This window comes from Erwinia sp. HDF1-3R, assembly GCF_039621855.1.
GTDB lineage: Bacteria > Pseudomonadota > Gammaproteobacteria > Enterobacterales > Enterobacteriaceae > Erwinia.
This window is the reverse complement of the sequence record NZ_CP155071.1, coordinates 4234741-4260536: the sequence shown is the minus strand read 5'-3', so window position 1 is coordinate 4260536 and position 25796 is coordinate 4234741. Positions and strand designations below refer to the sequence as shown.

The window sequence follows — 25796 nt, the reverse complement described above, 5'->3', positions numbered from 1 at the left end:
TCCGGTGTTTTAACGCTGACAATGCCCTTAAGTGTGGTTGGTCATTCTGAAAAATCAAGTCGGAGGGGTGAGTTTGTGCTGTATGTGGCTGATTTCAGCCTGATAATCTGCGGGCCGTGTCAGGTAGTGAATCACCTGATTGCTGCTCCCTCGCCACAGCAGCGCCGGGTCCTTCAGAGCCTCGACAAATTTGCCGTCAACCAGCACGTCAATCAGCCGGACCACCTCCCGCTGGGCGTCGCTCAGGTCGGCGAGACGGTAGCCGGTCCACAGCCAGATATCTTTCCCGCTACACTCGCGACGTATGCGTTTCACCAGCCTGAGTATGTCGGCAACGTTGGCGGGATGCAGCGGATCGCCGCCGGAAAGCGACAGACCCTGACGCGGAATGCGGCTATCGTTAAGATCGGCGATCAGGCGTTCTTCATGCAAAAGCGTGAAGGGAACGCCGGAGTTCACCCGCCAGGTGCATTTGTTGTAGCACCCGGCGCAGCGGTGTTCGCAGCCTGCTACAAACAGCGTACAGCGCGTTCCCGGCCCGTTAACGATATCTACCGGAAAATACTGATGAATATTCATTCCAGCTGGCCGGTGTCCATATGCTTAACGCGACGCCTGACCTCTTCCTGCTTGCCCGCGTTAAACGGACGCGCATCCGGGCTGCCGAGATAGCCACAGACCCGCCGGGTAACCGAAACGCGGGAGGCATCGTGATTACCGCATTTCGGGCAGGTAAAGCCTTTGCTGGTACAGGAAAACTCGCCGGTGAAGCCACACTCATAGCATTCGTCGATAGGCGTATTGGTGCCGTAATAGGGAATGCGGCTGTAGCTGTAATCCCATACGTCCTCCAGCGCCTTCAGGTTGTGCTGAATATTGGGATATTCGCCGTAGCAAATAAAACCGCCGTTCGCTAACGGCGGGTAGGCCGCTTCAAAATCAATTTTATCGTAGGGGTTAACCTTCTTCTCCACATCCAGGTGAAAACTGTTGGTGTAGTAGCCCTTATCGGTTACCCCGGCAATGATGCCGAACTCGGCGGCATCCAGGCGGCAGAAGCGATCGCACAGATTTTCGCTTGGCGTACTGTACAGGCTGAAGCCATAGTCGGTTTCTGCTTTCCATGCATCCACGGCGTTACGCATATGGCTGACGATCGCCACGGCTTTTTCGCGCAGCAGCGGATCGTCAAAGAGGTGGGTCTCACCGCCGCTTAGCGCGTTAATGGCCTCGTGAATGCCAATGTAACCGAGGGAAATAGAGGCTCTGCCATGTTTGAAGATGTCGGCGACGTTATCATCTGCCTGTAGCCGCACGCCGCAGGCGCCTTCCATATACAAAATGGGAGCAACGCGCGCTTTAACGTTTTCCAGCCGGGCAATGCGGGTAAGCAGTGCTTTTTTCGCCAACAGCAGCCGTTTATCCAACAGCCTCCAGAATGCCGCCTCATCCCCTTTTGCTTCCAGCGCAATACGCGGCAGATTCAGGCTGATCACGCCGATATTGTTGCGGCCCTCATGGACCTGGCGGCCGTCCTCTTCCCATACTCCTAAAAAGCTCCGACAGCCCATCGGCGTTTTGAACGATCCGGTGACCTCCACCACCCGATCGTAATTGAGAATGTCCGGGTACATACGTTTGCTCGCGCACTCCAGCGCCAGCCGTTTGATGTCGTAGTTCGGATCCTGCGGCGAGCGGTTCACTCCCTCTCTGATGGCAAACACCAGCTTGGGAAAGACTGCCGTTTTGTGATTTTTCCCGAGCCCGGCGAGCCGGTTGCGCAGGATGCACTGCTGGACCAGCCTGGCCGCCCGGCAGGTTCCCAGGCCAAAACCAAAGGTGACAAAAGGCGTCTGGCCATTGGCCGTGTGCAGGGTATTCACCTCGTACTCCAGCGACTGAAAAGCGTCGAAGCACTCTTTTTCGGTGCGGTTTTGAGCGTAGCCTTCGACATCGGCAATCTGCCATTCACGCGCCGTGGCGCGGTGTTTCTCCAGGCTGGCTTCGACAAAGGGCGCCAGCACCTCGTCAATGCGGTTAATGGTGGTGCCGCCATATATGTGGCTGGCGACCTGGGCGATAATTTGCGCGGTGACGGCGGTCGCGGTCGAAATGGATTTGGGCGGTTCTATCTCGGCATTGCCCATCTTAAAGCCCTGCGTCAGCATGCCTTTCAGATCGATTAACATGCAGTTAAACATCGGGAAAAAGGGCGAATAATCGAGATCGTGATAGTGGATCTCACCGCGCTCATGGGCCAGCACGACGTCGCGCGGCAAGATGTGATCGGTGGCGTAGTGTTTGGCGACAATCCCCGCCAGCAGATCGCGCTGGGTAGGGATGACTTTACTGTCTTTATTGGCATTCTCGTTCAGCAGGGCGGGATTGGTCTGTTCTATCAGGCCGCGGATGGCGTTATTCAGCTTGCCGCGCAGCTCGCGAGCGATATCGCGGTCGTGGCGATACTCAATATAGGTGCGGGCCAGTTCCGGGTAAGGCCCGGTCATAAGCTGATTTTCCACCGTCTTCTGGATATCGTGAATATCCACGCTGTGCTGTCGCTGCAGCTGCTGGCTTATCTGGCTGGCGACCGTAATGCAGTAACGCTTATCATCAATATCTGCCGCCTGAGCCGCGCAGAGAATGGCATCGCGAATACGTGATTCATCAAACGCCACCTTACAGCCATCCCGTTTTATTACCCTGGATAACATGCCGTGCTCCCAACCCTGATGTCTATATATAGAATGAGAATGGCATAGTAAGCCCAACATGTAGGGTTTTGCTTAATTTAACTGCGTTTTTATTGACCTGAAACAAAGATAATTGATCGCTGTATTTTCGCTAACCTACTGCGCCCGGCGGGAGGGGATTTCCCGCCGTCGCTGTGACGTTGCCGGAGCCTTTACCTTTGTCCCGGGGATTTTTTCGCGGGCAAATCGCGTAACACGGTTGCATTACAGGGGGCGGAATCCATATTATTGCCTGTTATGCTGAGCAGCTATGCCCCTGCTCGGGTCATTCCGGGATACTGTCTGATGCCGTCTGTAACATATAACGAAAACCAGGTTAGCCGATGGATCGGTGCGCGCACCGTTGCCAGAGCGAAAGGCCTGGTGGAAAAAGCGCAGAATATCCAGTGGCAAAGCGATCTGTTGACTGGCGAGGTCCCCGGACGCACGGTCGAACCCTTCCAGGTGATGGTGCATTTCAGCCTGCCGCAGGGAAAGCTGCATGCCAGCGGGGAATGTACCTGCCCGGTCAAAAATAACTGTCGTCACGTGGCGGCGGTGATGCTGGCGAACCTGCGTCAGCGGCGGGCAGCGGCGGGGGATCTTCCCTCCGATCTCCTCTCTGCTGAACCGATACCCGTGCTTCGGCTGGAATCACGCTCAAAATTCATCAGTGGATTTGGCCGCTACGGTCATCGGCAAAAACGTCTGGATTTCGCCGCGGTCTCCTTTGATTATGCCGGGATTCAGGTCGCAGCGGGCAGCACCGACAGGCGCTTTGCGGATGCCAGAGGCAAACTCTTTACCGTACAGCGGCGGGCTGAAACCGAGCTGGCGTGGCTGCAACAGATGAGTGAAGCAGGGCTGGAGGCTATCCCCGGGGCGCATATCTATACACCAACCGGCGCACCGCTGCCGCCGACTCTCTTTGCGCCAGCATCCCCGGCCGGATGGCGCACGTTTATCGACGCGACGCTACCAGCACTGCGCCGACGAGGCTGGAAGGTGACGGTTGATGACGACTTCACCTGGAATTTCACCACCATCAAGGCGATTGATGGTCGCGCAGAGCAGGGTAGCGATGGCTGGTTCACGCTGCACCTTGAGGTTCAGGCGGGACGCAGAAAGCAGAACTTACAGCCGCTGCTCGCCTCACTCTTCCAACAGGATCGCCGCTGGTTTAGCGGCAACCTCGCCTTAATTCCCGATGATGAAACTATTGAACTGCGCGGCGACCGGAATGTGCGCTGGCAGCTCACGGCGGGCCAGCTTAAACCGGTGGTGAGTAACCTGATCGACTTTTTCAGCCAGGGGGCAGATACCCCGCTGCGGCTGCCGCCCTATGAAGCGGGCAGGTTAGCCGCGCTGAGCGACACGGGGCGCTGGCAGTTTCATGGCGAAAGCGGCGTCCAGCAGCTTGCTGAGCGTTTGCGCAGCGGGGAGGGCATCCAGCCCGTCGCCCCGCCGGTGGGCCTCAAGGCCCAGCTGCGTGACTATCAGCAGCAGGGGCTTAACTGGATGCAGTTCCTGCGTCAGCAGGATCTGAGCGGCGTACTGGCCGATGATATGGGGCTGGGCAAAACCGTTCAGACGCTGGCGCACCTGCTGCTGGAGAAAGAGGCCGGGCGGCTGGACAGGCCCGCGCTTATCGTGGTGCCTACGACGCTGGTGTATAACTGGACCCAGGAGGCCAGCCGTTTCACCCCCGACCTGAGGGTGCTGGCGCTGACCGGCCCGCAGCGTAAAGAGTTCTATGACCGTATCGAACAGTATGATGTGGTGCTGACCACCTATTCGCTACTGTGGCGCGACCAGCCTCAGCTGCTGGGTTTTAGCTATCATCTGCTGATCCTTGATGAGGCGCAGTACGTGAAGAACAGCGCCTCGCGCGCCGCCTCGGTAATTCGATCGCTTAAATCCCGTCACCGTCTCTGCCTGACCGGGACGCCGCTGGAAAACCACCTTGGCGAGCTGTGGTCGCAGTTTGATTTTCTGCTGCCCGGCTTTCTGGGCAGCGAAAAGCAGTTTACCCAGGAGTGGCGCATTCCCGTTGAGCGCAATGGCGACAGGGTACGACGGGAACTGCTGGCCCGGCGCATCCGGCCTTTTATGCTGCGGCGGCGTAAGCAGGAGGTGGCGAAGGAGCTGCCGCCGAAAAACACCATCGTGCGCTCGGTGGAGCTGGTGGGCGCACAGCGCGACCTGTACGAATCGGTGCGCAGCGCGATGCAGGACCGCGTCAGGCTGGCGGTAGAGCAGCAGGGGGCGGGGAGAAGTCATCTGCTGGTGCTGGATGCGCTGCTTAAACTGCGGCAAATCTGCTGCGATCCGCGCCTGATCGACAAGGCGGGTGAGGCGGGCGTTAAACAGTCGGCCAAGCTGGCGCTGCTGCGGGAGATGCTCAGTGAGCTGCTGGCGGAAGATCGCCGGATCCTGATCTTCTCTCAGTTCACCACCATGCTTACGCTTATCGCCGACGAGCTGCAAAAGGCGCGCATCCCCTATGTGATGCTGACGGGCAGCACCCGCGATCGCACCGAGCCGGTACGGCGTTTCCAGCAGGGCGAGGTGCCGGTCTTTTTGATCAGTCTGAAAGCGGGCGGCGTCGGGCTGAACCTGACGGCGGCAGATACGGTGATCCACTACGATCCCTGGTGGAATCCGGCGGCAGAAAATCAGGCCACGGATCGCGCCTACCGGATGGGCCAGGATAAGACGGTCTTTGTTTATAAGCTGATCGTGGCGGGCAGCATTGAGGAAAAAATCGTCGCGCTTCAGCAGCAAAAGGCCGAGCTGGCCGGTGGGATTCTGGAAGATGGGCTTAACGAGCCGGGCCTGTGGACCAGCGACGATTTGGCCGCGCTGTTCGATCCCCTCTGAAAGGGGAGAAGGGCTTGCCAGCCGGTGAGTGCTTATATCCCTGGATTAACGCCTGTCGGGTTTTACGCTCATTTGCGGGGGCGGCCTCCCGCTCTCAGGCTGACGGCGTCAGCGGGGCGCTGTCAGCCTGAGTGCTTACTCCGTAGTGGACGGAGCGCGTTCAGCCGGTCAACTCAATTCGTACCGGATGCGGCGCTTTGCTGGCGAAGCGATGCGCTGCTTCCGCGCTTTTGATACCACCATACCGCTTCCCAGGGCCGCAGCATCACCTCGCCGGGCGTGACGTGCGTATCCGGATAGTTACTGATCAGCACGTCCCACTGGCCGCTGTAGGCCGGGGGATGCCAGACCTGGGTATCGCCGCTGAAGTTGGCGGCCACCACCAGCGTCTCCCTGCCGTATCGACGGCAGTAGCACCACAGGTGCGGATGCTCAGGCAGTAAATCCAGGTAGTCACCCCATGTCAGAATGGCGTATTCCTTACGCAGCCTGATCAGCTTCTGATAAGCGTAGAAAACCGAGTTTTCGTCGGCGAGCGCGGCTTCCGCATTGATGGTCTCCCTGTTGTCGCACATGCCGATCCACGGCGTACCGCTGGTAAAACCGCCGTTCTCCCCTGCGTTCCAGGGAATGGGGGTGCGCCCGTTATCACGGGATTTACTGGCGAGGATCGCCAGCAAATTATCGCTGTCGCGGCCCTGCGAGCGCAGCTCGGCATACATGTTGTGGCTTTCAATATCGCGATAATCGAGGATGCGGGTAAAGTGGGGATTGGTCATACCCAGCTCTTCCCCCTGGAAAATATAGGGGGTGCCCTGCATTCCGTGTAACACCAGAGCCAGCATCCACGCCGACTGAACGCGGTATTGCCCCTCATCGCCCCAGCGGGACACGACCCGGGGCTGATCGTGGTTACACCAAAAAAGCGCATTCCAGGCTTTGTTATGCATCCCCTTTTGCCAGTGGGTGAAAATGGCCTTTTGCGCCACCAGGTCCAGCGGCGTCAGCGTCCATTTCTGGCCGTTATAAAAGTCGACTTCCACATGGTCGAAGCTGAAAACCATCGACAGCTCCTCGCCATCCAGCGAACCGTAGCGCTGGCAGTGCTCCAGGGTGGCGGAAGACATCTCCCCGACGGTCATCAACTCGCGCGGGCGAAAAACGTCGCGGCTCATCTCCTGCATATATTCATGGATGCGCGGCCCGTCGGTGTAGAGCCGCAGGCCATCGCCGTTCGGATCGTCAGGGAAGTCCTGATGCTTGGAGACCAGGTTCACCACGTCCAGCCGCAGCCCGTCAATCCCCCGGTCGGCCCAGAAGTTAACAATCTGCTTCAGCTCGGCGCGCAGATTATCGTTTTCCCAGTTAAGTTCCGCCTGTTCCGGCGCCCACAGGTGCATATAGTACTGTCCGCTTTCCGGGTGCCAGCGCCACGCGCTGCCGCCAAACTTCGACTGCCAGTTATTGGGCGGCTCGGTGGGGGTACCATCCCGCCAGATATAGTAGGAACGGTAGGGGCTGTCCGGGTCCAGCGCGTCATGGAACCAGTGATGCTGTGTCGAACTGTGGTTGAACACCATATCAAGGATCAGCCGCATGCCGCGCCGGTGAGTCTCTTCCACCAGGTTATCGAAGTCGGTCATGGTGCCAAAAATCGGATCGATGGCGGTGTAATTCGCCACATCGTAGCCGTTGTCGACCTGCGGCGAGATATAAAAGGGCGTCAGCCAAATAGCGTCAACGCCCAGCGTCTTGAGGTAGTCCAGCCGCTGGATGATCCCTGCGATATCGCCCGTACCGCTGCCCGTCGTGTCCTGAAAGCTCTTGGGATAAATTTGATAGATAACGCCGTTCTGCCACCATGGTGGATTTTTATTCATCGCTCAATCCCATATTCAGGGTGAAAAGGTCCACCCGTATGTATAAAGACATTCTCACTTTTTGTTCTTCAATAAGGTTAGCCATTAACTGCCATGGTGAGACCGTTTGGACGCGGTGAAAAGCAAATAATTTTCCATGAGCGGCCGCGAAGCCCGTTAAATCCGCGTCAGTCGGCGCTCGCATGGCCGATGCAATGACAAAAAAGTGAGAATTATCTGGCGATAAGCGCGGCATAAAAGGTCCCAATTGATGCTGAAGGGATCAAGTTGTAACCTGATATGTTAGTTAAATTTTTTTGATGAGGGCAAGAGTAAAAGATCATTTAACCGGGGCTCAACTATGTCCAGTCTGAGGCGTAGTATTTTCAACTAATCAAGTAGTTTCCCAGGTATGAGTCAGTGTAAGAGATAATATATACGGCAATCCTGCGGACAACGTAAATGGAATATGCCGATAGAGAAACAGCGACTGTAAATGTGCCACCTTATTATTAAGTCGGCGAATCTCTAACGTTACGCTGGCAGTTATACAGAGTTATTATTAGATTAAAATGGCAGTTTAAGTTATATTTTATTCTCGAGATTTCCACAGGAATGATTCATTGTGCCTTTTAATGGAATAAGAAAGGGATTAACTCCTGGAACTAATGTGGCGCGGGGTGAAAAAGATAAATCCGCAATTTTAAAAGAAATGAGCTCACCCGCCAGATCATTATCGCACGAAACTCTTTATGAAAAAAAACTTGCCTCGAATATTAACCTGGTTTCAAACTCCATTACGAACTTTTCTGTTAATAAAGATGGTGCCATGAATAATTCTGAAGTTATGACAGATAAGAGAATCTTTATTATTCGTGACTTCCATAACCCCAGGGGGAGGATCCCCTGTGAATATTCGGATGGAAAGCTTCCCCGAAGCACCGTCGAATCCTATATTCCATGGGCTATCACTGCCGATTCAGATGTTGTTTATGCAAAATATGGCGAGCATCGAGGGTTTAACAAATCTGGCAGTCAGAAAGTTTTAAAACGGTACGCTACCGAAGTTAGCCAGGAAAGGCGTCGTTTATGTCAGTCAGCGCTGGGGGCTTTAGTCCTGGGTAACATGAAGTACACCGCTGAAGCGGTCGAAAGCATCTCACAAGGGGTAAAAAATTATCTTTCTGAAAATTATGAAAAAGATCCTGACAAGACGTTAAGCATAGTCGTAAAAAATATAGGCCACTACTTTTTTAGCGGTGGGCGACAAAATTTTGGTCGTATCTCTGAAGAAAATGCATCAATACATACCAGTAAATATATTTGGGATAAAATTATACTGGCGTTAGAGACCGGTACTTTAGAGCAAAAAATGGCCATACACGATGCGGTAGGTCGTAAAGTTCTCCCTGTCCTAAAAGGGGCACCATTAGCTGCTTATGTAACGTCAGGAAAAGAAGTCAGACAGGAATTGTTTGATGAAAAGGAGGTACGAGGCCGGGTGAATCGAACCTCAAAAGCACTCGCGACAATGACGGCAGGGATTGCTAAAGAAAGTGATGCAAGCCTGACAGGCACCGTCACGCAAGCAAGGATTAGGGGGGTGGATATTTTTGAACGGGATGAAAACCGCAAAAGCCACCCAGAAGCAGATGAATTTTATGGCGATCTCGATACAAGAAACTTGTTATTTGGCGGCGGTATTTCTGGTACGAGCGGAACCCTTCTTCAGGCTGCTGAGGCATTTGGTCCCCTTGACAATATAGAACATAAAAAACAATACATGTTGGCTATTATTGGTTATCTGGTAGGCGGTGGTATGCACTCTTATCACGAATGTATGATAATAGCAAAAAGAATTGGCATCCCCTATTCTTACGGTTCATATATCGAATCATTACCGGAATCATTTAAAAGTAGTGACGATTTTCAGCAATGGAATCATAACTACTATGATATAAGCACGTTGGGTGGCATTCACTGGATTTTTAATAAAGTTAAATAACGTTCACATTTAAGCATAAATAAAGGTTTATATTCCTGGCAAGGCCCAGGTTCAATAACTGCGCCAGCGACCTCTGATTTTTCTAACGAGCTGGCAAAAATGGCGCTGCTGCTGGACAGTGCAGCGGTAACGCAGGATGAGGTGGTGATTGCGCTGGTTCGGCCGGTTGAGAAACTGCTGAGGGCGGAAAAATAGCGGGTGGGAAACAGGGGAAAAGCGCCCCGCCCGTTAAAAGGCGAGGCGATAGCATTAGCGGCGAACGGCGATCGCTTCGATTTCGATTTTCACATCTTTTGGCAGCCGTGCCACTTCCACGCAGGAGCGGGCCGGGAAGCGGGCATTGTGCGCGGTGAAAAAGGCTTCATAGGCGGCGTTAACGGTGGCGAAGTCATTCAGATCCTTGACGAATACCGTCGTTTTAACGATGTCGCCGACGGTCAGTCCGGCGGCTTCTACGATAGCGCGCACGTTCTCCAGCGACTGATGCGCCTGTGCGGCGACGTCATCGGCCACGGTGCCGGTTTCGGGATCGACCGGGATCTGGCCGGAGGTGATGATCATGCTGCCAAGATCGACGCCCTGCACATAGGGGCCAATCGCGGCGGGTGCGTTTTCAGTACTGATTTCGCGAGACATACGTTCTCCCTGATAAATGAGGACGTGATTCCGTCCGGTGTCGGCTCATTATAGGCGGCTGACGATTGATTACCAGTTCGCCAGCACCACGTGGTGAGCGAAGGCTTTTTCACAGTATTTACAGGTTAACTGCACGTCACCGTGACGTTTTTTTACGGCAAAGCTGGAGTTCACCGGCTCGCTGCGGCTGATGCAGTTGCTGTTCGGACAGGTGAGTACCCGTTCAATCGTATCCGGCAGCATTGGCGCGATTTTCCCCACCACCTCATATTCATCAATGCGGTTAACCGTGGCGTGGGGTGCATAGACCGCCAGCTGGTTGATCTGATCGTCGGTCAGAAAGGTATTCTCGATTTTGATCAGATCCTTACGTCCCAGCTCACCGGAGGGCAGGTTAAGGCCGATGGTAATGCGCTGATCGGTCTCCGTCAGGCGGAACAGTGAAAGCAGCTTAAAGCCAATTTGCGCCGGAATGTGGTCGATTACCGTGCCGCGTTTGATCGCTTCGACCTGCAATTTATTATCGTGCGTCATCATCAATACCCCTTACAGAGCCAGTTCGCGATTCAGTACCAGCGCCAGCAGAGCCTGGCGCGCATAAATGCCGTTTCCGGCCTGCTGGAAATACCAGGCGTACGGCGTTTTATCGACATCTGTGCTGATTTCATCAATACGCGGCAGAGGGTGCAGCACCTTCATATTGTCGCGAGCGCCAGCCAGGTCGGCGGCGCGCAGGACAAACTGCGCCTTAACGTTGGCATATTCCGACGGATCGAGGCGCTCTTTCTGCACGCGGGTCATATAGAGAATATCCACCTGCGACACGACTTCTTCAATGCTGTCGTGACGGCTCCAGGTAATACCCTTTTCGTCCAGCATATCGGTGATATAGGCGGGCATCGCCAGCGCATCCGGGGCGATAAACCAGAAGCGGTTACCCTCAAACTTAGCCAGCGCCTGCGCCAGAGAGTGCACCGTGCGGCCATATTTGAGGTCACCCACCATGGCGACGTCAAGATTGCTGAGACGGCCCTGCGTTTCCAGAATGGTAAACAGATCCAGCAGCGTCTGGGTGGGATGCTGATTAGCCCCGTCACCGGCGTTCAGGACGGGAATGCCGCCGGAAAACTCGGTCGCCAGGCGCGCGGCACCCTCCTGAGGATGGCGCATGACAATGGCATCAACATAGGTGCTAATCACTGAGATGGTGTCGGCCAGCGTCTCACCCTTTTTGCCGAGCGAGGTATTGCCCCCGTCGGCGAAGCCCACTACCGAAGCGCCCAAGCGGTGGATGGCGGTTTCAAATGAGAGCCGCGTGCGGGTCGAGGCTTCAAAAAAGCAGCTGGCGACCACGCTGTGCTTCAGCAGCTCCGGCTGTGGATTGGCCTTCAGGCTGGCGGCGGTATGCAGCACCAGCTCAAGCTCTTCACGGTTGAGATCGTTGATAGAAATAATATGTCTGTGATACAGCGGATTGGCCATCTTCACACCCCTTATACCTGCCGGTTAGCTGAAAAACGGGCAAAAAAAAGCCCCTCACGGAGGGGCTTTTTTTTATGAATAGTGATGCCGGAGTGGGAAAAACGGTGCTTCCCGCCCGTGGTCAGGCGCGTCAGTTCAGTTGTATTAACGGTACGCAGTTTCATACATCCTCCAGGCAAACGGGGGGCATTATACGCAGATGCTGGCGGTGTTCAAGATATCATCAGCGCTTTCTTTCGCCTTCCGCATGCACTTTAGCGTGATGGCAACCCACCTGATCTCACCCAGCCTCCTCCTGAGGCGCTGTTGGCAATAGCGACTCAGGGGAACCGGACAGGTAGCGCACCCGCCTCGTCGGAGGAGGGCGCGTCCCGCCATGCCTGCTGCTCCTCACCGGAGCAGGGCTGTAGCAGTGCCGTAATATGCTGGTGGAGACGCCGAATAGCGTGCGCGGTGCGCGGTGCTATCCAGATACAGTTATTCGTGGCGACCACGCCGAGTATCCCATCCAGCTTCCAGTGTTCAATTACGCGTGCAACGGCGCGTGCGTAGCCAGCCGCGACGTGAACGACGATAAATTTTTCATTGTAATCCACGCTGACCACCATGGCAGAAAGCGGGCTGACCGCGTCGGGCTTACTCTGCAGGGCCGAGGCCAGCGCATAAATTTTCTCTCCCCGGGCATTGGCGACTTTAACCACGTCCAGCAGGGTTAATAATTTCGACACGGTTGACTGACTGATCTCCGGGTAGCCCCGCAGCTGAAGTGCCGTTCTTATCTCCTGCTGGCTGTGGAAGCTATGCGCATCAATGAGCTGACGGCAGAGCGTCAGCTGGCTGTTTTCCCGATCGAGCGTTGCCGTAGATTTTTTTGACATAGCCTTAGTTCCCATTACTCCGTTGCGACCCAGGGTGGGTATCCATGAGGGGCAGAATTATCGCGACTATCCGAGCAGTGCGCCCAGACTTAGCGCAGCAATAAGCAAAATCATCAGCAGCAGCAACAGCGGAGCTATCCATTTCACCCAGCGAACATAGGGAACGCGAGCAATCGCCAGACCGCCCATGACCACCGCCGAGGTGGGCGTAATCAGGTTGACCAGGCCGGATGCAGACTGATAAGCCGTCACCACCAGATCGCGGCTGATATGCGAAAAATCAGCCAGCGGGGCGAGGATAGGCATGGTTAAGACCGCCAGGCCAGATGAGGAGGGCACCAGGAAGGAGAGCACGCCCTCAAGCAGAAACATCACGCTGATAAAGGCGGCCGAGGAAAGTCCGGTCACGGTGACTTCGGCGGCATGCAGGATGGAGTGGGTGATCATACCGTTGTCCATCACCACCACAATGCCGCGGGCGATACCAATAATCAGGGCCACGCCCAGCAGGTCGCGCGCGCCGTCGATAAAGGTGCTGGAGAGCTCTTTCTCACTCATACGGGCCACCAGGCCGATAACGATTGCTGCCACCAGAAAGACGCCGGAAATCTCCGCCATCCACCAGCCCCGAACCGCCACGCCATAGATCATCACCGCAAAGGCCACGGCAAAGAGCACGAGGATCACCTTGCGCACGGGCGTAAAAGCCCGACTGCTGTCATCGGCCTGATCGTTCAGGAAAAACGCGCGATGTTCGCTAAGCAGATCCGCGACGATCGACTTTGAGGGATCGCGACGAACCCTGACCGCATAGCGCATGACCCAGAGTACGCAGATAAGCCAGCCGACCAGCAGGATCACCAGGCGAAAGCCAATACCGGCGGTAAAAGAGATCCCTGCGGCATTAGAAGCGATCACCGTTGCAAAGGGGTTGATCGTCGAACCCAGGGTGCCGATCCCCGCGCCCAGCATCACCGTGGCGGCAGCGACGACCGAATCGAAGCGGGCGGCCAGCATGACCGGCACCAGCAGCGAGTAGAAGGGGAGCGACTCCTCGGTCATGCCATAAATGGTGCCCCCTGCGGCAAACAGCGCCATCAGGATCGGGATCATCCACTCCTCTCTGCCCTTCAGCCGCTGCATCACCCGCTCTATACCGGCATCGATGGCACCCGTCTTGTTCACCACGCCCAGAAAGCCGCCGATCACCAGGATAAACAGCGCGACATCAATGGCACCCGCCTGATAGGTTTTGTGATCGTACAGGCCATCTCCCGGTGCCAGCACAATATCTACCAGCCCCTGTGGATGCGGCGTGGTGGGCTGCCAGGTGCCGGCAATGGGTACGCTCTTATTCAGCGTGGTGTTCATCTCCATCTGGTACTGACCTGCCGGAATGACCCATGTCAGGCCCGCTACCAGCGCGATGAGTATCAGTAAAATGGTATAGGCCGACGGAAAGGTAAACTTACGCATAACGTCTTATCCTTAATCGCTATTTTATACCGCCGCTCCGACTGGAAGCGGAGCGGCGAAGGGGGAGGCTAAACGCCGAGGGTGGCGACCATCACCGCTTTAATCGAGTGCATACGGTTTTCTGCCTGGTCGAAGACAATCGAGTGGTGGGATTCAAAGACGTCGTCGGTCACCTCCAGCCCCTTCATGCCGAAGGCTTCCTCAATTTCCCGCCCCGTACGGGTCATTTCATTGTGGAAAGCGGGCAGGCAGTGCATAAATTTCACCTGCGGATTATGCGTGGCCGCCAGCACATCGGCATTCACCTGATAGGGCGTCATCAGCGCGACGCGCTCTGCCCACGCCTCTTTTGGCTCTCCCATGGAGACCCAGACATCGGTATAGAGGAAGTCCACGCCCTCCACGCCTTCGCTAACCTTCTCGGTGAGGGTGATTCGCCCGCCGCTTTCCCGTGCCAGCGCCTGGCAGGTGGCGACCAGCTCCGCGTCAGGCCAGAACGATTTCGGCGCCACCAGGCGGATATCCATCCCCATTTTGGCCGCGCCCACCATCAGTGAATTTCCCATGTTGTTACGCGCATCGCCAAGATAGGCAAAAGCGATCTGGTGCAGCGATTTACCGGGAGCGTGTTCCAGCATGGTCATCAGATCGGCCAGGATCTGCGTGGGGTGGAACTGATCGGTCAGCCCGTTCCAGACCGGCACGCCGGCGAACTCAGCCAGCTCCTCCACGATCTCCTGCCCAAATCCACGATACTCAATGCCGTCATACATCCGGCCCAGTACGCGGGCGGTATCTTTCATCGACTCTTTGTGTCCAATCTGGCTGCCGCTGGGGCCAAGATAGGTCACCTGCGCACCCTGATCGAAGGCGGCAACCTCAAACGCACAGCGGGTGCGGGTGGAGGTTTTTTCAAAAATTAGCGCAATGTTTTTTCCCTTCAGGTGTTTCTCTTCATGACCCGCATATTTGGCATTTTTTAGTGAAAAGGAGAGATCGAGCAGGCCCTGGATTTCAGAGCGGGTAAAGTCCAGTAGCTTGAGGAAATGGCGGTTATGCAGTGAAGATGACATGAAAATTTCCTTAAATTGAGAAAGTTAATCTTTGAATCAGAGATTGAGTGAATTAGAGACTCAGAGACTCAGCTGCTCAGTAACTCGGTAGCTCAGCGACTAAGCGCGGATAAGCGTGCCTTTACGGCCCTCCAGGATCTCTGCGGCATCCGCAAGCGAACCTATCCCGGCCATCCCCTGCTGCTGTTCAACAAATTCACAGCATGCGGCAACTTTAGGGCCCATCGATCCGGCATCGAAAGCGATCCCTTTCAGGTCGGCGGGGGTTATCTGGTGCAGCGCCCGGCTATCGGGCTGGCCCCAGTTCAGATAGACCGCATCGGCATCGGTCAGGATCAGCAGCGCATCTGCCGAGAGGTGTGAAGCCAGCAGGGCGGCAGAGAGGTCTTTGTCGATAACGGCCTCGGCTCCGCACAGTTGCCCCCCGGGGTGACGCACCACCGGGATGCCGCCGCCGCCGTTGCAAATCACCAGATGCCCCTTTTTCGCCAGCGCCTGAATCGCTTCCAGCTCGACGATGCGTACCGGCAGTGGCGAAGGCACCACCCGGCGTACAAAGTCACCGTCGGCTTTCATCGTCCAGTTCTGGGCCTGGGCCAGGGCGCTGGCCTGTTCGGGGCGATAAACCGGACCGATGTACTTGGTGGGATTATGGAAGGCGGGATCCTGGCTATCGATCTCCACCTGGGTCAGTAGCATGCTGATCGGCTGCTGTGGCAGGGCATTTTGCAGTGCCTGCTGAAGCATGTAGCCAATCATTCCCTGCGTCTCGGCCACCAGCACATCCAGCGGCCAGGGCGCGTTGGCATCGTAGGCGCTGTTCTGTAGCGCCAGAAGTCCCACCTGCGGTCCGTTGCCGTGTACCAGCACCACCCGCCACGTCTGCGTCAGTGCGGCAATGGCGCTGGCCGCCTGTTCAATATTTTTACGCTGAGTATCTGCTTCAAGCCGCTCGCCGCGTTTCAACAGGGCGTTCCCGCCCAGCGCCACCACTAATAGAGGTTTGGTCATTAGCTTTTCCTGTGTTCAGAGGCCATCACGTTCCAGCGGGCAGCTCATGCAGCGCGCGCCGCCACGCCCTCTGCCCAGTTCGTTACCGGGAATGGGTAATACCCTGATGCCAGCTTTGTCATATTTCTCATTGGTATAAGTGTTACGCTCATAGCCAATAACCACGCCGGGGCGCACCGTGAGCACGTTGTTGGCATCATTCCACTGTTCACGCTCGGCTTCGAAGCGGTCGCCGCCCGTAGTGATCAGACGAACCTGATCAATACCCAGGGCCTGTTCAATGGCATGCATAACGGTTTTCTCCTCCCTGCGCGCCAGTCCGCCGTGACCATCGCTGGTCAGGGTCCAGCTGCGGGTTTGCCGGGTGATAACGTCCGGATAAATGGAGAAGGTATTCAGGTCGAGCTGGGTCATCACGGTATCAAGATGCATACAGGCGCGATGTTTGGGCAGCTCAATTGCAATAACCCTGCTGGCCTGATGGTGTTGGAACAGCGAGCGGGCGAGGAACTCAATGCCGCAGGGGGTAGTGCGCTCGGACATGCCGATCATGACCGTGCCGTTTCCCAGCACCAGCACGTCGCCGCCCTCCAGTGTGGTCTCTTCGTAATTGACGCCTTCCTCATCGAAATAGTGAATGAAGTCTCCGCCGGCAAAGGTCGGGTGCCAGCGATAGATGGCGCGCAGATTGCTGGTTTCCCGCCTTCTGGCCGCTTTGGCCATGGGGTTAATCGACACGCCGTTATAGATCCAGCACGAGGTATCGCGAGTGAACAGATGGTTGGGCAGGGGGGCCATAATAAAGTCATCCGGCGCATGAATATCTGAGGTCATGCTGCTAAAGCCCGATGGCATCTCTCCATAGGTCAGACCGCCAGAGAGGTTACGTGCAAGCTGTCCGTGGGGCGCATCCGCCAGCCAGCCGCGAATATCCGCCGCCAGAGAAGGGCCAAGGTGATAATCGGAAATCTGCGTGTTCAGCAGCCAGGCTTTGGCCTCTGGCACCGCAAGCGTTTCGGTCAGCAGCTGGGTGAAAAGCAGGACCTCTACGCCCTGATCGCGTAACGTTTGGGCGAAAAAATCGTGCTCTTCACCGGCTTTTTCCACCGACAGCACGTCGTCAAACAGAAGCTCCTGACAGTTAGAAGGGGTAAGGCGTTTCAGGCTTAAATGAGGGCGGTGAAGCATCACGGATCGAAGCTGTCCTATTTCCGATCCAACATAGTGTTTTTTCATATTCAGTTCCGTTTGTTCAGGGAGTAGCAGCACCAAATGAATAAATTCTTTCATTTGGCATCAGCTTATTACCAGTAAGGTTGCCAGGTGATAGTAACCATCGTTGCCTGACCAAATTTGATATCTGTCACAAAAAAATAAGCGGAATGAACTATGCGGATTTAATTTGATGAGGGTCATGTGACGTGCATTCTGTAATGCTAAAGAAATGAATAATTAAAGGCTTATTACGATTAAGTTTCTCTGTTGCGGGATTTTAATAGAGTGATGCCTGCCCTTGCATGAATGCAGCTATATGAATATTAAGGTTTTTATTTTTATTTTGAATGGTTATGGCTAAACCTGATAAAAATATCTGTAAAAGTCATTTTCATTTGAAATATTTATTCCTTCTGACGCAAATGGCCGTATGGCCTGTTTGTGATGAAAGGGTAAGAATTATTTTTAATGTGGAAAACTCAAAAGGTTGGAGTGGTTAATTTATTGCCAGGAAAATAATATATGCCAGTGAGGTGCATAATTATTTCTGGCTGTCTCAGGGAACGCACTTCAGTTAGAAATAAATATATTCCAGCGTGGAAGCGGTCAGAGAGGAAAGCCAGCGGATCAATTTTAAATGACCCGCTGGTGACAGGGATTAATGCGTATCAGACAGCGTTGCAACCATTACCGCTTTGATGGTGTGAAGACGGTTCTCTGCCTGATCGAACACTACGCTGTGGGGGGATTCAAACACCTCGTCCGTGACTTCCATGCCGCCATGCAGATCGTACTGCTGCGCCATCTGCTGGCCAAGAGTGGTCTGGTCGTCGTGGAAAGCGGGCAGGCAGTGCAGGAACTTCACCTGCGGATTGCCGGTCAGCGCCAGCATGGCGCTATTAACCTGATAGGGGCGCAGCAGGGTAATACGCTCCTTCCAGACCTCCTTTGGTTCGCCCATGGAGACCCAGACGTCGGTATAGATAAAATCAGCGCCCCGCACGCCTTCGGCAATATTTTCGGTCAGGGTAATTTTACCGCCGGTTTTAGCTGCCGCCGCCCGACACTCGGCCACCAGCGCCTCATCCGGCCAGCAGCCTTTTGGCGCCACCAGGCGCAGATCCAGACCGACCAGCGCGGCGGCCTCCATCATCGTATTGCCCATATTGTTATGCGCATCGCCGACGTAGACAAACACCATTTCGCTGAGGGATTTTTCCGGCAGATGCTCCTGCATGGTCAGCAGATCGGCCAGCAGCTGGGTAGGGTGGAACTCATCGGTCAGGCCGTTCCATACCGGCACGCCCGCGTGTTCGGCCAGCGATTCAACCAGCGCCTGCCCATAGCCACGGTACTGAATGCCGTGGTACATCCTGCCCAGCACGCGGGCGGTATCCTTGATCGACTCCTTATGGCCGATCTGGCTGCCGCTGGCCCCGAGCCAGGTCACCCTGGCACCCTGATCGTAGGCGGCAACTTCGAAAGAGCATCGCGTACGGGTCGAGTCTTTTTCGAAGATGAGCGCAATGTTCTTACCTTGCAGGTGCTGAACTTCCTCACCGTTTTTCTTATCGGACTTCAGGGTGGCGGCCAGCGCCAGCAGGGCGTTTATTTCAGCAGGCGTAAAATCGAGCAGCCTGAGAAAATGACGCTGATATAAATGACTCATAAAGCACTCCGCGTGGTCTTTATTGAATTAAAATTCAATTTAACCGTATGAATATTCATTTTCAACCCCGGTGCGCAGAAACTTTTGTATAAAGGTAGTGGCGCGAAGGGCAGTGTGGGAAAATACTGATAAGAGAAGCCACATACTGAGGAACAGATCATGGCGAACGAAGCTTTATTGGAAGAGCAGCGCGAAGAGACGCGACTGATAATTGAAGAACTGCTGGATGACGGCAGCGATCCGGATGCGCTCTACACCATTGAGCACCACCTCTCCTGCGACAGCTTTGACGCGCTGGAAAAGGCGGCGGTTGAAGCCTTTAAAATCGGCTATGAAGTGACGGAGCCGGAAGAGCTGGAGCTGGAAGACGGCACCAAAGTGATGTGCTGCGATATTCTGAGCGAGGCGGCGCTGAACGCTGAACTGATCGATGCCCAGGTTGAGCAACTGGTCGATCTGGCTGGCAAGTTCAACGTCGACTACGACGGATGGGGAACCTATTTCGAAGATCCCGATGCCGAAGACGAAGAGGACGATGGCGAAGAGATTGACGACGAAGATAATGGCATTCGTCACTGATCCCCTGCTTGCCCCCATTCACGCCTTTCTGCAATGCCGCACGCCCCAGGCCTGGATTGACCAGGCCTGTCGGCCAGAGAATCTGCCGCTGCTGCTGACCGACCACCTGGTGTGTGAGCTGAAAGCGGCACAGACCGCCATGTGGCTGATCCGTAAATACGTGGCGGATAAAGAGAGCGGCGATGCGCTGCTGGCGTGGCTAAAACCCTGGGAGCAGTTCGTTCACAGCGAAAATGCGGATCTGGCCTTCCTGGAACAGCATCGGGCGCTGTCGAAAGCGGTTATCAGCCGCGTCGAAGCGCCCTGGGGCGATGCGCTGGTGGACAAAATGGTGCTGCTGATCAAGGAGGAGCTGCACCATTTCTATCAGGTGCTGGAAATTATGCAGGCACGCGGCATTCCCTATATCAAAATCACTGCCAGCCGCTATGCCAAAGGGCTGCTGCGTGAGGTCACCACCCATGAACCCCAGACGCTGGTCGATAAGCTGATTTGCGGGGCCTATATTGAAGCGCGCTCCTGCGAACGATTCGCCAGCCTGGCGCCCCATCTGGACGGGGAGCTGGCGGCATTTTATGTTTCGCTCCTGCGATCCGAGGCGCGGCACTATCAGGACTACCTGACGCTGGCCGCTGAAATTTCCACCACCGACATCAGCGCGCGGGTCAGACAAATTGGCGTAACCGAAGCAAAGCTGATCCAGTCACCGGACAGCGAGCTGCGCTTTCACAGCGGCGTACCGGCCTTTGCAACGGCCTGAGCCTCTGCGGCGTGGCGATCGTCCGCGCCGCTCAAAGGCTTTTCAGCATCCGTACTTCGCAGTCAACGTGCCCGGTGCAGCCCAGCGGGCCGTCGATATGCGTAAAGCCCAGGTGTTCATACAGCCGTACCGCGCGGCTCAGCGAGGCCGTCGTCTCCAGATAGCAGCGGTTAAAACCCCGTTCGCGGGCAAAGTCCATCGCCTGCATCGCCAGCTCGCGCGCCTGCCCCATGCCGCGTACGGCGGGCATAAAGTACATCTTCTGTAGCTCACAGATGCCCGGCTCGCTGCACAGCAGAGGCGCCACGCCGCCGCCGCCCACAATCCTGCCCTCAAGTTCAATCACCCAGTAGGCGCTGTCAGACTGGCTGTACAACTCATACAGATGGTCGAGATTAGGGTCGGCCACGGTGAAGCCTTTGTCGGCGGTCAGACCAAACTCAGCGGAGACCTCGCGGATCACGCGGGCGATATGCGGATTATCTTCTGCCTGAATGGGGCGAACCAGCAGGCCGGTGGGTAGCGTCGTCATAACTCAGTGCCGTTAGTTTTCTGGTTTGATGGCAGTGTAATAACATCGCAGCGGCTGTGATGCAATCCCGGCCAATAAAAAGGCCCGGAGAGCGCTGCTCTGCCGGGCCTTGAGGGCAACATCAGTGATTACAGGGCGTTGATGACCGCCTGCTGCTCAATCAGTTTGACCTTCGCCTGCTCAAACTCAGTCATGCGCTCACGCTCTTTCGCCACGACGGCAGCAGGGGCGCGGGAGACAAAACCTTCGTTAGAGAGCTTGCTTTCGATCTTGCCGATTTCCACTTCCAGCTTAGTCACTTCCTTCGCCAGACGTTCCAGCTCGGCAGCCTTATCCACCAGATCCGCCATCGGGATCAGCAACTCGGCGCCGTCGATAATCTTGGTGACGGAAACCGGGCCTTTGTCGTCGGCAGACAGCAGGCTGATGCTGGCCAGTCGCGCCAGCGATTTCAGGAAGCTGTGGTTGTCGTTAACCCGACGCACCACCTCGGCGCTGCTGGCGCGCAGCAGCACGTCCAGCGGACGGGAAGGGGCGATGTTCATCTCGGCGCGAATATTACGCACCGCGACGATAGCCTGCTTCAGCCACTCGGTGTCGCTGAGGGCGACATCGTCAACCTTGCTGGCCTCAAAGGCCGGCATCGGTTGCAGCATGATGGTGTCATCGCTGATGTTCTTCAGCACCTTCACGCGCTGCCAGATGGTTTCGGTAATAAACGGAATAATCGGATGCGCCAGACGCAGCAGGGCTTCCAGCACGGTAACCAGCGTATTGCGGGTGCCGCGCAGCTCTGCTTCATTTCCACCGGTCATTACCGGCTTAGCCAGCTCCAGATACCAGTCGCAGAACTGGTTCCAGGTGAACTCATACAGGATATTGGCCGCGATATCGAAGCGGTAGCTATCCAGCGCTTCGCGGTAGGCTTTCACCGTCTGGTTGAATTCGGCAAGGATCCAGCGGTCGGCCAGGGAGAGCGTCATCTCGCCGCCATTGAAGCCGCAATCCATGCCTTCGGTATTCATCAGCACAAAGCGGCTGGCGTTCCACAGCTTGTTACAGAAGTTGCGGTAGCCCTCCAGGCGCTTCATATCCCAGTTGATATCGCGTCCGGTAGAGGCCAGCGCCGCCAGGGTGAAGCGCAGCGCATCGGTGCCGTGCGGCTCAATGCCGTTCGGGAACTGCTTCTCGGTGCGCTTGCGGATTTTCTCTGCCAGCTGCGGCTGCATCATGTTGCCGGTGCGTTTAGCCACCAGATCCGGCAGCGATATCCCGTCCACCATATCCAGCGGATCGATGACGTTGCCTTTCGACTTCGACATCTTCTGCCCTTCGTCATCGCGGATCAGACCGGTCATATAGACGGTGTTAAACGGCACCTGCGGCTTGCCATCCTCATCCTTGATAAAGTGCATGGTCAGCATGATCATGCGGGCAATCCAGAAGAAGATGATGTCAAAGCCGCTCACCAGCACGCTGGTAGGGTGGAAGGTACGCAGCGCTTCGGTATTCTCAGGCCAGCCCAGCGTTGAGAAGGTCCACAGGCCGGAGGAGAACCAGGTGTCCAGCACGTCTTCGTCCTGGTTCAGCACCAGATCGTCAGCCAGGTTATTATCGGCGCGCGCCTCAGCTTCGGTGCGGCCAACGTAAACATTGCCCTCGGCATCGTACCAGGCCGGAATGCGGTGGCCCCACCACAGCTGGCGGGAAATACACCAGTCCTGAATATCGCGCATCCAGGAGAAGTACATGTTCTCGTACTGCTTAGGCACGAACTTGATATCACCCTGCTCAACGGCTTCCACCGCCACTTTTGCCAGGGGCGCGGTACGCACGTACCACTGATCGGTCAGCATCGGCTCAATCACCACGCCGCCGCGATCGCCATAAGGCACGGTCAGGTCGTGTGGCTTGATCTCGTCCAGCAGGCCCAGCGCATCAATGGCGGCAACCACGGCCTTACGCGCGGCAAAGCGCTCAAGCTTCTGGAATTCCGCCGGGATGGTGGGATCGCACTGGGTGGACTCTTCCCCGTTGGTGTCATAAACCTGCGCAGATTCACGGATATCACCGTCAAAGGTCAGGATATTGATCATCGGTAGCTTGTGACGGCGGCCCACTTCGTAGTCGTTGAAGTCGTGCGCCGGGGTGATTTTCACGCAGCCGGTGCCTTTCTCCATATCCGCATGTTCGTCACCGACGATGGGAATACGGCGGTTAACCAGCGGCAGCTCAACAAACTTGCCGATCAGATCCTTGTAGCGCGGATCCTCGGGGTTAACCGCGACGCCGGTATCGCCCAGCACGGTTTCGGGGCGGGTCGTCGCCACCACCAGATAATCTTTGCCATCGGCGGTTTTAACGCCGTCGGCCAGCGGATAGCGGATATGCCACATCGAGCCTTTTGACTCGCGGTTCTCCACTTCCAGGTCGGAAATCGCCGTGCGCAGCTTAGGATCCCAGTTCACCAGGCGCTTGCCGCGATAGATCAGGTTCTCTTTGTACAGGCGCACAAAGACTTCCTTCACCGCGTTGGACAGACCTTCATCCATGGTGAAGCGCTCGCGCTCCCAGTCCACGGAGTTGCCCAGACGGCGCATCTGACGGGTAATGGTGCCGCCGGATTCCGCCTTCCACTGCCAGATTTTGTCGATAAAGGCGTCGCGTCCGTAATCCTTACGCGTTTTACCCTCTTCAGCCGCGATTTTACGCTCCACCACCATCTGGGTCGCGATACCGGCATGGTCGGTCCCGGCCTGCCACAGGGTATTTTTACCCTGCATACGCTGGTAGCGGATCAGGGTATCCATAATGGTTTGCTGGAATGCGTGACCCATATGCAAGCTGCCGGTGACGTTTGGCGGCGGGATCATGATGCAGAAGCTTTCCTGGCTGGTATCGCCATTCGGTTTAAAGTAGCCCTGCTTTTCCCAGTGCTCGTAAAGCGGCTGTTCGATCTCTTGCGGGTTATATGTCTTTTCCATGTCTGCTATATCGTTGGCGGCCCGGGCGGCGTGGCCGTATTCAAGTGGAATCCAACGCTGCGATACGTTTTATAACGATCGCGCGCCAGCTGTTTCAAATTTTCTTCATAAGGCACGAAGTCTATCACTTCATGGAAAGCAGTAGCAAAATCTGCAAACTGCGGCAGCAGGCTGATCAGCAGATCGCGCGGCGCATTACCGCGACGCTGCGGCCAGGCCAGCTCGACCGGGGCGCCGTATTTGGGCCCTTCTCCCGCCAGATTATGCGGGACAAAGGCGCTGGCCGGACGCTTCCACAGCGCCTCGTCCAGCCTGACAGCCTGGGCTTCGTCTTCACAGGCCACCAGTACGCGCTTCCCCTCACGCCAGTGAAGTCCCGCCAGGTCGCAGACCAGCGCCTCAAAGGCGCTGAGTCCGTCAACCGGCGTATCGGTTTCCAGCAGGTAGAAGGTGGCGTTTTTCATTACCGTTAATCGTCGCCGTTAAGGCCGGCGCGGTTCAGCAGGAACTGCGACAGCAGGGCGACCGGACGGCCCGTGGCGCCTTTCGCTTTCCCGGAGCGCCATGCGGTACCGGCGATATCCAGGTGCGCCCAGTTATATTTGCGGGTAAAGCGCCCCAGGAAGCAGGCAGCGGTGATGGCCCCGCCGGGACGACCGCCGATATTGGCCATATCGGCAAAGTTGGAGTCCAGCTGATCCTGATACTCATCCGACATCGGCAGACGCCACGCGCGGTCGCCGGCCTGTTCGGACGCGCCGATCAGCTCGTGCGCCAGCGGATTATGGTTAGAGAGCAGCCCGCTGATATGGTGGCCCAGCGCGATCACGCAGGCGCCGGTCAGGGTCGCGACGTCAATCACCACGTCGGGATCAAAACGCTCAACGTAGGTCAGGGCATCGCACAGCACCAGACGACCTTCCGCATCGGTATTCAGCACTTCGACGGTCTGGCCGGACATGGTGGTCAGCACGTCGCCCGGACGATAGGCGCGGCCGCCCGGCATGTTCTCACAGCCGGCCAGCACGCCCACCACGTTCAGCGGCAGGTTAAGCTCGGCCACCATGCGCATCACGCCATAGACCGACGCGGCGCCGCACATGTCGTACTTCATCTCGTCCATGGCTTCCGCAGGCTTGATCGACAGGCCGCCGGAGTCAAAGGTCACGCCTTTACCGACCAGCACAATAGGCTTGCTGTCCGCATCCGGGCTGCCCTTGTATTCAATTACCGACATCAGCGATTCATTCTGCGAACCCTGACCGACGGCGAGGTAGGCATTCATGCCCAGCTCTTTCATCTGCTGCTCGCCGATCACCCGCGTGGTGATATTGCTCCAGGCATCGGCCAGCTGGCGCGCCTGGGATGCCAGATAGGCAGCATTACAAATGTTCGGTGGCATATTGCCGAGGTCTTTGGCGGCTTTGACGCCCGCCGCCACGGCCAGGCCGTGCTGAATCGCCCGCTCGCCGCAGGTCAGTTCGCGACGGGTTGGGACATTAAACACCATTTTGCGCAGCGGACGGCGCGGCTCGACCTTATTGCTTTTCAGCTGATCGAAGCTGTACAGCGTCTCTTTGGAGGTTTCAACCGCCTGACGCACTTTCCAGTAGGTGTTGCGGCCCTTAACGTGCAGCTCGGTCAGAAAGCAGACGGCTTCCATCGATCCGGTGTCGTTAAGCGTGTTGATGGTCTTCTGAATCACCTGCTTGTACTGCCGCTCATCAAGCTCACGCTCTTTGCCACAGCCAATCAGCAAAATACGTTCAGACAGGATATTCGGCACGTGATGAAGCAGCAACGTCTGCCCGACCTTCCCTTCCAGCTCACCGCGGCGCAGCAGGGCGCTGATGTAGCCATCGCTGATTTTATCCAGCTGTTCAGCAATCGGTGACAGCCTGCGCGGCTCAAACACGCCGACCACAATACAGGCACTGCGCTGTTTTTCCGGGCTACCGCTTTTTACACTGAACTCCATGCACTCTCCTGAATCTTAAAGACAACGGCGCCTGCTGCGGCTAGAAT

The 25796-nt window shown here is 56.2% G+C and carries 21 protein-coding genes; 4 read left to right on the top strand and 17 right to left on the bottom strand.

Features of this window, described 5'->3' with window-relative positions; all coding sequences use genetic code 11:
• Positions 1-54: 54 nt before the first annotated feature.
• Together nrdG and nrdD are read right to left on the bottom strand one after the other, a co-directional pair.
• Complete coding sequence (gene nrdG, locus AAGR22_RS19295) at positions 55-579, bottom strand: anaerobic ribonucleoside-triphosphate reductase-activating protein (RefSeq protein ID WP_345829114.1); 525 nt, start codon at positions 577-579, stop codon at positions 55-57.
• The gene (gene nrdD / locus AAGR22_RS19290) at positions 576-2714 is read right to left on the bottom strand and encodes an anaerobic ribonucleoside-triphosphate reductase (RefSeq protein WP_345829112.1); all 2139 of its coding nucleotides are present in this window, start codon (positions 2712-2714) and stop codon (positions 576-578) included. The genes nrdG and nrdD overlap by 4 nt, the downstream gene beginning before the upstream one ends.
• A 324-nt stretch (positions 2715-3038) precedes the next feature.
• Here nrdD and AAGR22_RS19285 point away from each other — a divergent pair, with 324 nt between their 5' ends.
• Entirely contained in the window at positions 3039-5612 is a 2574-nt protein-coding gene (locus AAGR22_RS19285; protein ID WP_345829110.1) for a DEAD/DEAH box helicase, read from the top strand.
• A 173-nt stretch (positions 5613-5785) separates the two neighbouring features.
• Here AAGR22_RS19285 and treC read toward each other — a convergent pair whose 3' ends face one another.
• Complete coding sequence (gene treC / locus AAGR22_RS19280) at positions 5786-7492, bottom strand: alpha,alpha-phosphotrehalase (RefSeq protein WP_067706050.1); 1707 nt, start codon at positions 7490-7492, stop codon at positions 5786-5788.
• 604 nt (positions 7493-8096) lie between these two features.
• Between treC and AAGR22_RS19275 the strand changes: the two genes are divergently transcribed.
• Entirely contained in the window at positions 8097-9476 is a 1380-nt protein-coding gene (locus tag AAGR22_RS19275; protein ID WP_345829108.1) for a hypothetical protein, read from the top strand.
• Between the two features lie 249 nt (positions 9477-9725).
• Here AAGR22_RS19275 and ridA read toward each other — a convergent pair whose 3' ends face one another.
• The 10 genes from ridA to argF (AAGR22_RS19225) form a co-directional block, all read right to left on the bottom strand.
• The gene (gene ridA, locus AAGR22_RS19270) at positions 9726-10112 is read right to left on the bottom strand and encodes a 2-iminobutanoate/2-iminopropanoate deaminase (RefSeq protein ID WP_067706054.1); all 387 of its coding nucleotides are present in this window, start codon (positions 10110-10112) and stop codon (positions 9726-9728) included.
• Between the two features lie 69 nt (positions 10113-10181).
• Positions 10182-10646: an aspartate carbamoyltransferase regulatory subunit gene (pyrI, locus tag AAGR22_RS19265; protein WP_067706303.1), complete on the bottom strand. Its 465-nt coding sequence runs from the start codon at positions 10644-10646 to the stop codon at positions 10182-10184.
• Positions 10647-10658: 12 nt separating this feature from the next.
• Positions 10659-11594, bottom strand: coding sequence for an aspartate carbamoyltransferase (gene pyrB, locus AAGR22_RS19260; protein WP_067706056.1), 936 nt, complete (start codon positions 11592-11594; stop codon positions 10659-10661).
• An 11-nt stretch (positions 11595-11605) separates the two neighbouring features.
• Positions 11606-11758, bottom strand: coding sequence for a hypothetical protein (locus tag AAGR22_RS19255; protein WP_345829103.1), 153 nt, complete (start codon positions 11756-11758; stop codon positions 11606-11608).
• A gap of 156 nt (positions 11759-11914) precedes the next feature.
• Entirely contained in the window at positions 11915-12472 is a 558-nt protein-coding gene (locus tag AAGR22_RS19250; protein WP_067706058.1) for an ArgR family transcriptional regulator, read from the bottom strand.
• Positions 12473-12538: 66 nt separating this feature from the next.
• On the bottom strand, positions 12539-13948 hold the full coding sequence (locus AAGR22_RS19245; protein ID WP_345829101.1) for a YfcC family protein: 1410 nt from the start codon (positions 13946-13948) through the stop codon (positions 12539-12541).
• A 68-nt stretch (positions 13949-14016) separates the two neighbouring features.
• A complete protein-coding gene (argF, locus tag AAGR22_RS19240; RefSeq protein ID WP_067706063.1) occupies positions 14017-15021 on the bottom strand; it encodes an ornithine carbamoyltransferase in 1005 nt (334 codons plus the stop codon).
• Between the two features lie 99 nt (positions 15022-15120).
• Complete coding sequence (gene arcC / locus AAGR22_RS19235; RefSeq protein ID WP_067706065.1) at positions 15121-16032, bottom strand: carbamate kinase; 912 nt, start codon at positions 16030-16032, stop codon at positions 15121-15123.
• 15 nt (positions 16033-16047) lie between these two features.
• Complete coding sequence (gene arcA / locus AAGR22_RS19230) at positions 16048-17268, bottom strand: arginine deiminase (RefSeq protein ID WP_345829097.1); 1221 nt, start codon at positions 17266-17268, stop codon at positions 16048-16050.
• 637 nt (positions 17269-17905) lie between these two features.
• On the bottom strand, positions 17906-18916 hold the full coding sequence (gene argF / locus AAGR22_RS19225) for an ornithine carbamoyltransferase (RefSeq protein ID WP_067706068.1): 1011 nt from the start codon (positions 18914-18916) through the stop codon (positions 17906-17908).
• 159 nt (positions 18917-19075) lie between these two features.
• Between argF (AAGR22_RS19225) and rraB the strand changes: the two genes are divergently transcribed.
• Together rraB and miaE are read left to right on the top strand one after the other, a co-directional pair.
• Positions 19076-19495 (top strand): ribonuclease E inhibitor RraB, encoded by a 420-nt coding sequence (gene rraB, locus AAGR22_RS19220; protein ID WP_067706070.1) that lies wholly within the window; start codon positions 19076-19078, stop codon positions 19493-19495.
• A complete protein-coding gene (gene miaE, locus AAGR22_RS19215) occupies positions 19479-20255 on the top strand; it encodes a tRNA isopentenyl-2-thiomethyl-A-37 hydroxylase MiaE (RefSeq protein WP_345829093.1) in 777 nt (258 codons plus the stop codon). Before rraB ends, miaE begins: the two co-directional genes overlap by 17 nt.
• A 31-nt stretch (positions 20256-20286) precedes the next feature.
• On the opposite strand, the gene AAGR22_RS19210 is transcribed toward miaE, so the two are convergent.
• The 4 genes from AAGR22_RS19210 to pepA form a co-directional block, all read right to left on the bottom strand.
• Positions 20287-20787, bottom strand: coding sequence for a GNAT family N-acetyltransferase (locus tag AAGR22_RS19210; protein WP_345829092.1), 501 nt, complete (start codon positions 20785-20787; stop codon positions 20287-20289).
• A 128-nt stretch (positions 20788-20915) separates the two neighbouring features.
• Entirely contained in the window at positions 20916-23771 is a 2856-nt protein-coding gene (locus tag AAGR22_RS19205; protein WP_345829091.1) for a valine--tRNA ligase, read from the bottom strand.
• A gap of 5 nt (positions 23772-23776) precedes the next feature.
• Positions 23777-24235 carry a DNA polymerase III subunit chi gene (locus tag AAGR22_RS19200; protein ID WP_345829090.1) on the bottom strand — a complete coding sequence of 153 codons (459 nt, stop codon included), beginning with the start codon at positions 24233-24235 and terminating at the stop codon, positions 23777-23779.
• Positions 24236-24240: 5 nt separating this feature from the next.
• A complete protein-coding gene (gene pepA, locus AAGR22_RS19195; RefSeq protein WP_345829089.1) occupies positions 24241-25749 on the bottom strand; it encodes a leucyl aminopeptidase in 1509 nt (502 codons plus the stop codon).
• Positions 25750-25796 lie beyond the last annotated feature (47 nt).

What these genes read in the sequence shown, in the direction of transcription:
- nrdG (WP_345829114.1), bottom strand. Translation starts at nt 579, where the DNA reads ATGAATATTCATCAGTATTTTCCGGTAGATATCGTTAACGGGCCGGGA.
- nrdD (WP_345829112.1), bottom strand. Translation starts at nt 2,714, where the DNA reads ATGTTATCCAGGGTAATAAAACGGGATGGCTGTAAGGTGGCGTTTGAT.
- AAGR22_RS19285 (WP_345829110.1), top strand. Translation starts at nt 3,039, where the DNA reads ATGCCGTCTGTAACATATAACGAAAACCAGGTTAGCCGATGGATCGGT.
- treC (WP_067706050.1), bottom strand. Translation starts at nt 7,492, where the DNA reads ATGAATAAAAATCCACCATGGTGGCAGAACGGCGTTATCTATCAAATT.
- ridA (WP_067706054.1), bottom strand. Translation starts at nt 10,112, where the DNA reads ATGTCTCGCGAAATCAGTACTGAAAACGCACCCGCCGCGATTGGCCCC.
- pyrI (WP_067706303.1), bottom strand. Translation starts at nt 10,646, where the DNA reads ATGACGCACGATAATAAATTGCAGGTCGAAGCGATCAAACGCGGCACG.
- pyrB (WP_067706056.1), bottom strand. Translation starts at nt 11,594, where the DNA reads ATGGCCAATCCGCTGTATCACAGACATATTATTTCTATCAACGATCTC.
- AAGR22_RS19255 (WP_345829103.1), bottom strand. Translation starts at nt 11,758, where the DNA reads ATGAAACTGCGTACCGTTAATACAACTGAACTGACGCGCCTGACCACG.
- AAGR22_RS19250 (WP_067706058.1), bottom strand. Translation starts at nt 12,472, where the DNA reads ATGTCAAAAAAATCTACGGCAACGCTCGATCGGGAAAACAGCCAGCTG.
- AAGR22_RS19245 (WP_345829101.1), bottom strand. Translation starts at nt 13,948, where the DNA reads ATGCGTAAGTTTACCTTTCCGTCGGCCTATACCATTTTACTGATACTC.
- argF (WP_067706063.1), bottom strand. Translation starts at nt 15,021, where the DNA reads ATGTCATCTTCACTGCATAACCGCCATTTCCTCAAGCTACTGGACTTT.
- arcC (WP_067706065.1), bottom strand. Translation starts at nt 16,032, where the DNA reads ATGACCAAACCTCTATTAGTGGTGGCGCTGGGCGGGAACGCCCTGTTG.
- arcA (WP_345829097.1), bottom strand. Translation starts at nt 17,268, where the DNA reads ATGAAAAAACACTATGTTGGATCGGAAATAGGACAGCTTCGATCCGTG.
- argF (WP_067706068.1), bottom strand. Translation starts at nt 18,916, where the DNA reads ATGAGTCATTTATATCAGCGTCATTTTCTCAGGCTGCTCGATTTTACG.
- rraB (WP_067706070.1), top strand. Translation starts at nt 19,076, where the DNA reads ATGGCGAACGAAGCTTTATTGGAAGAGCAGCGCGAAGAGACGCGACTG.
- miaE (WP_345829093.1), top strand. Translation starts at nt 19,479, where the DNA reads ATGGCATTCGTCACTGATCCCCTGCTTGCCCCCATTCACGCCTTTCTG.
- AAGR22_RS19210 (WP_345829092.1), bottom strand. Translation starts at nt 20,787, where the DNA reads ATGACGACGCTACCCACCGGCCTGCTGGTTCGCCCCATTCAGGCAGAA.
- AAGR22_RS19205 (WP_345829091.1), bottom strand. Translation starts at nt 23,771, where the DNA reads ATGGAAAAGACATATAACCCGCAAGAGATCGAACAGCCGCTTTACGAG.
- AAGR22_RS19200 (WP_345829090.1), bottom strand. Translation starts at nt 24,235, where the DNA reads ATGAAAAACGCCACCTTCTACCTGCTGGAAACCGATACGCCGGTTGAC.
- pepA (WP_345829089.1), bottom strand. Translation starts at nt 25,749, where the DNA reads ATGGAGTTCAGTGTAAAAAGCGGTAGCCCGGAAAAACAGCGCAGTGCC.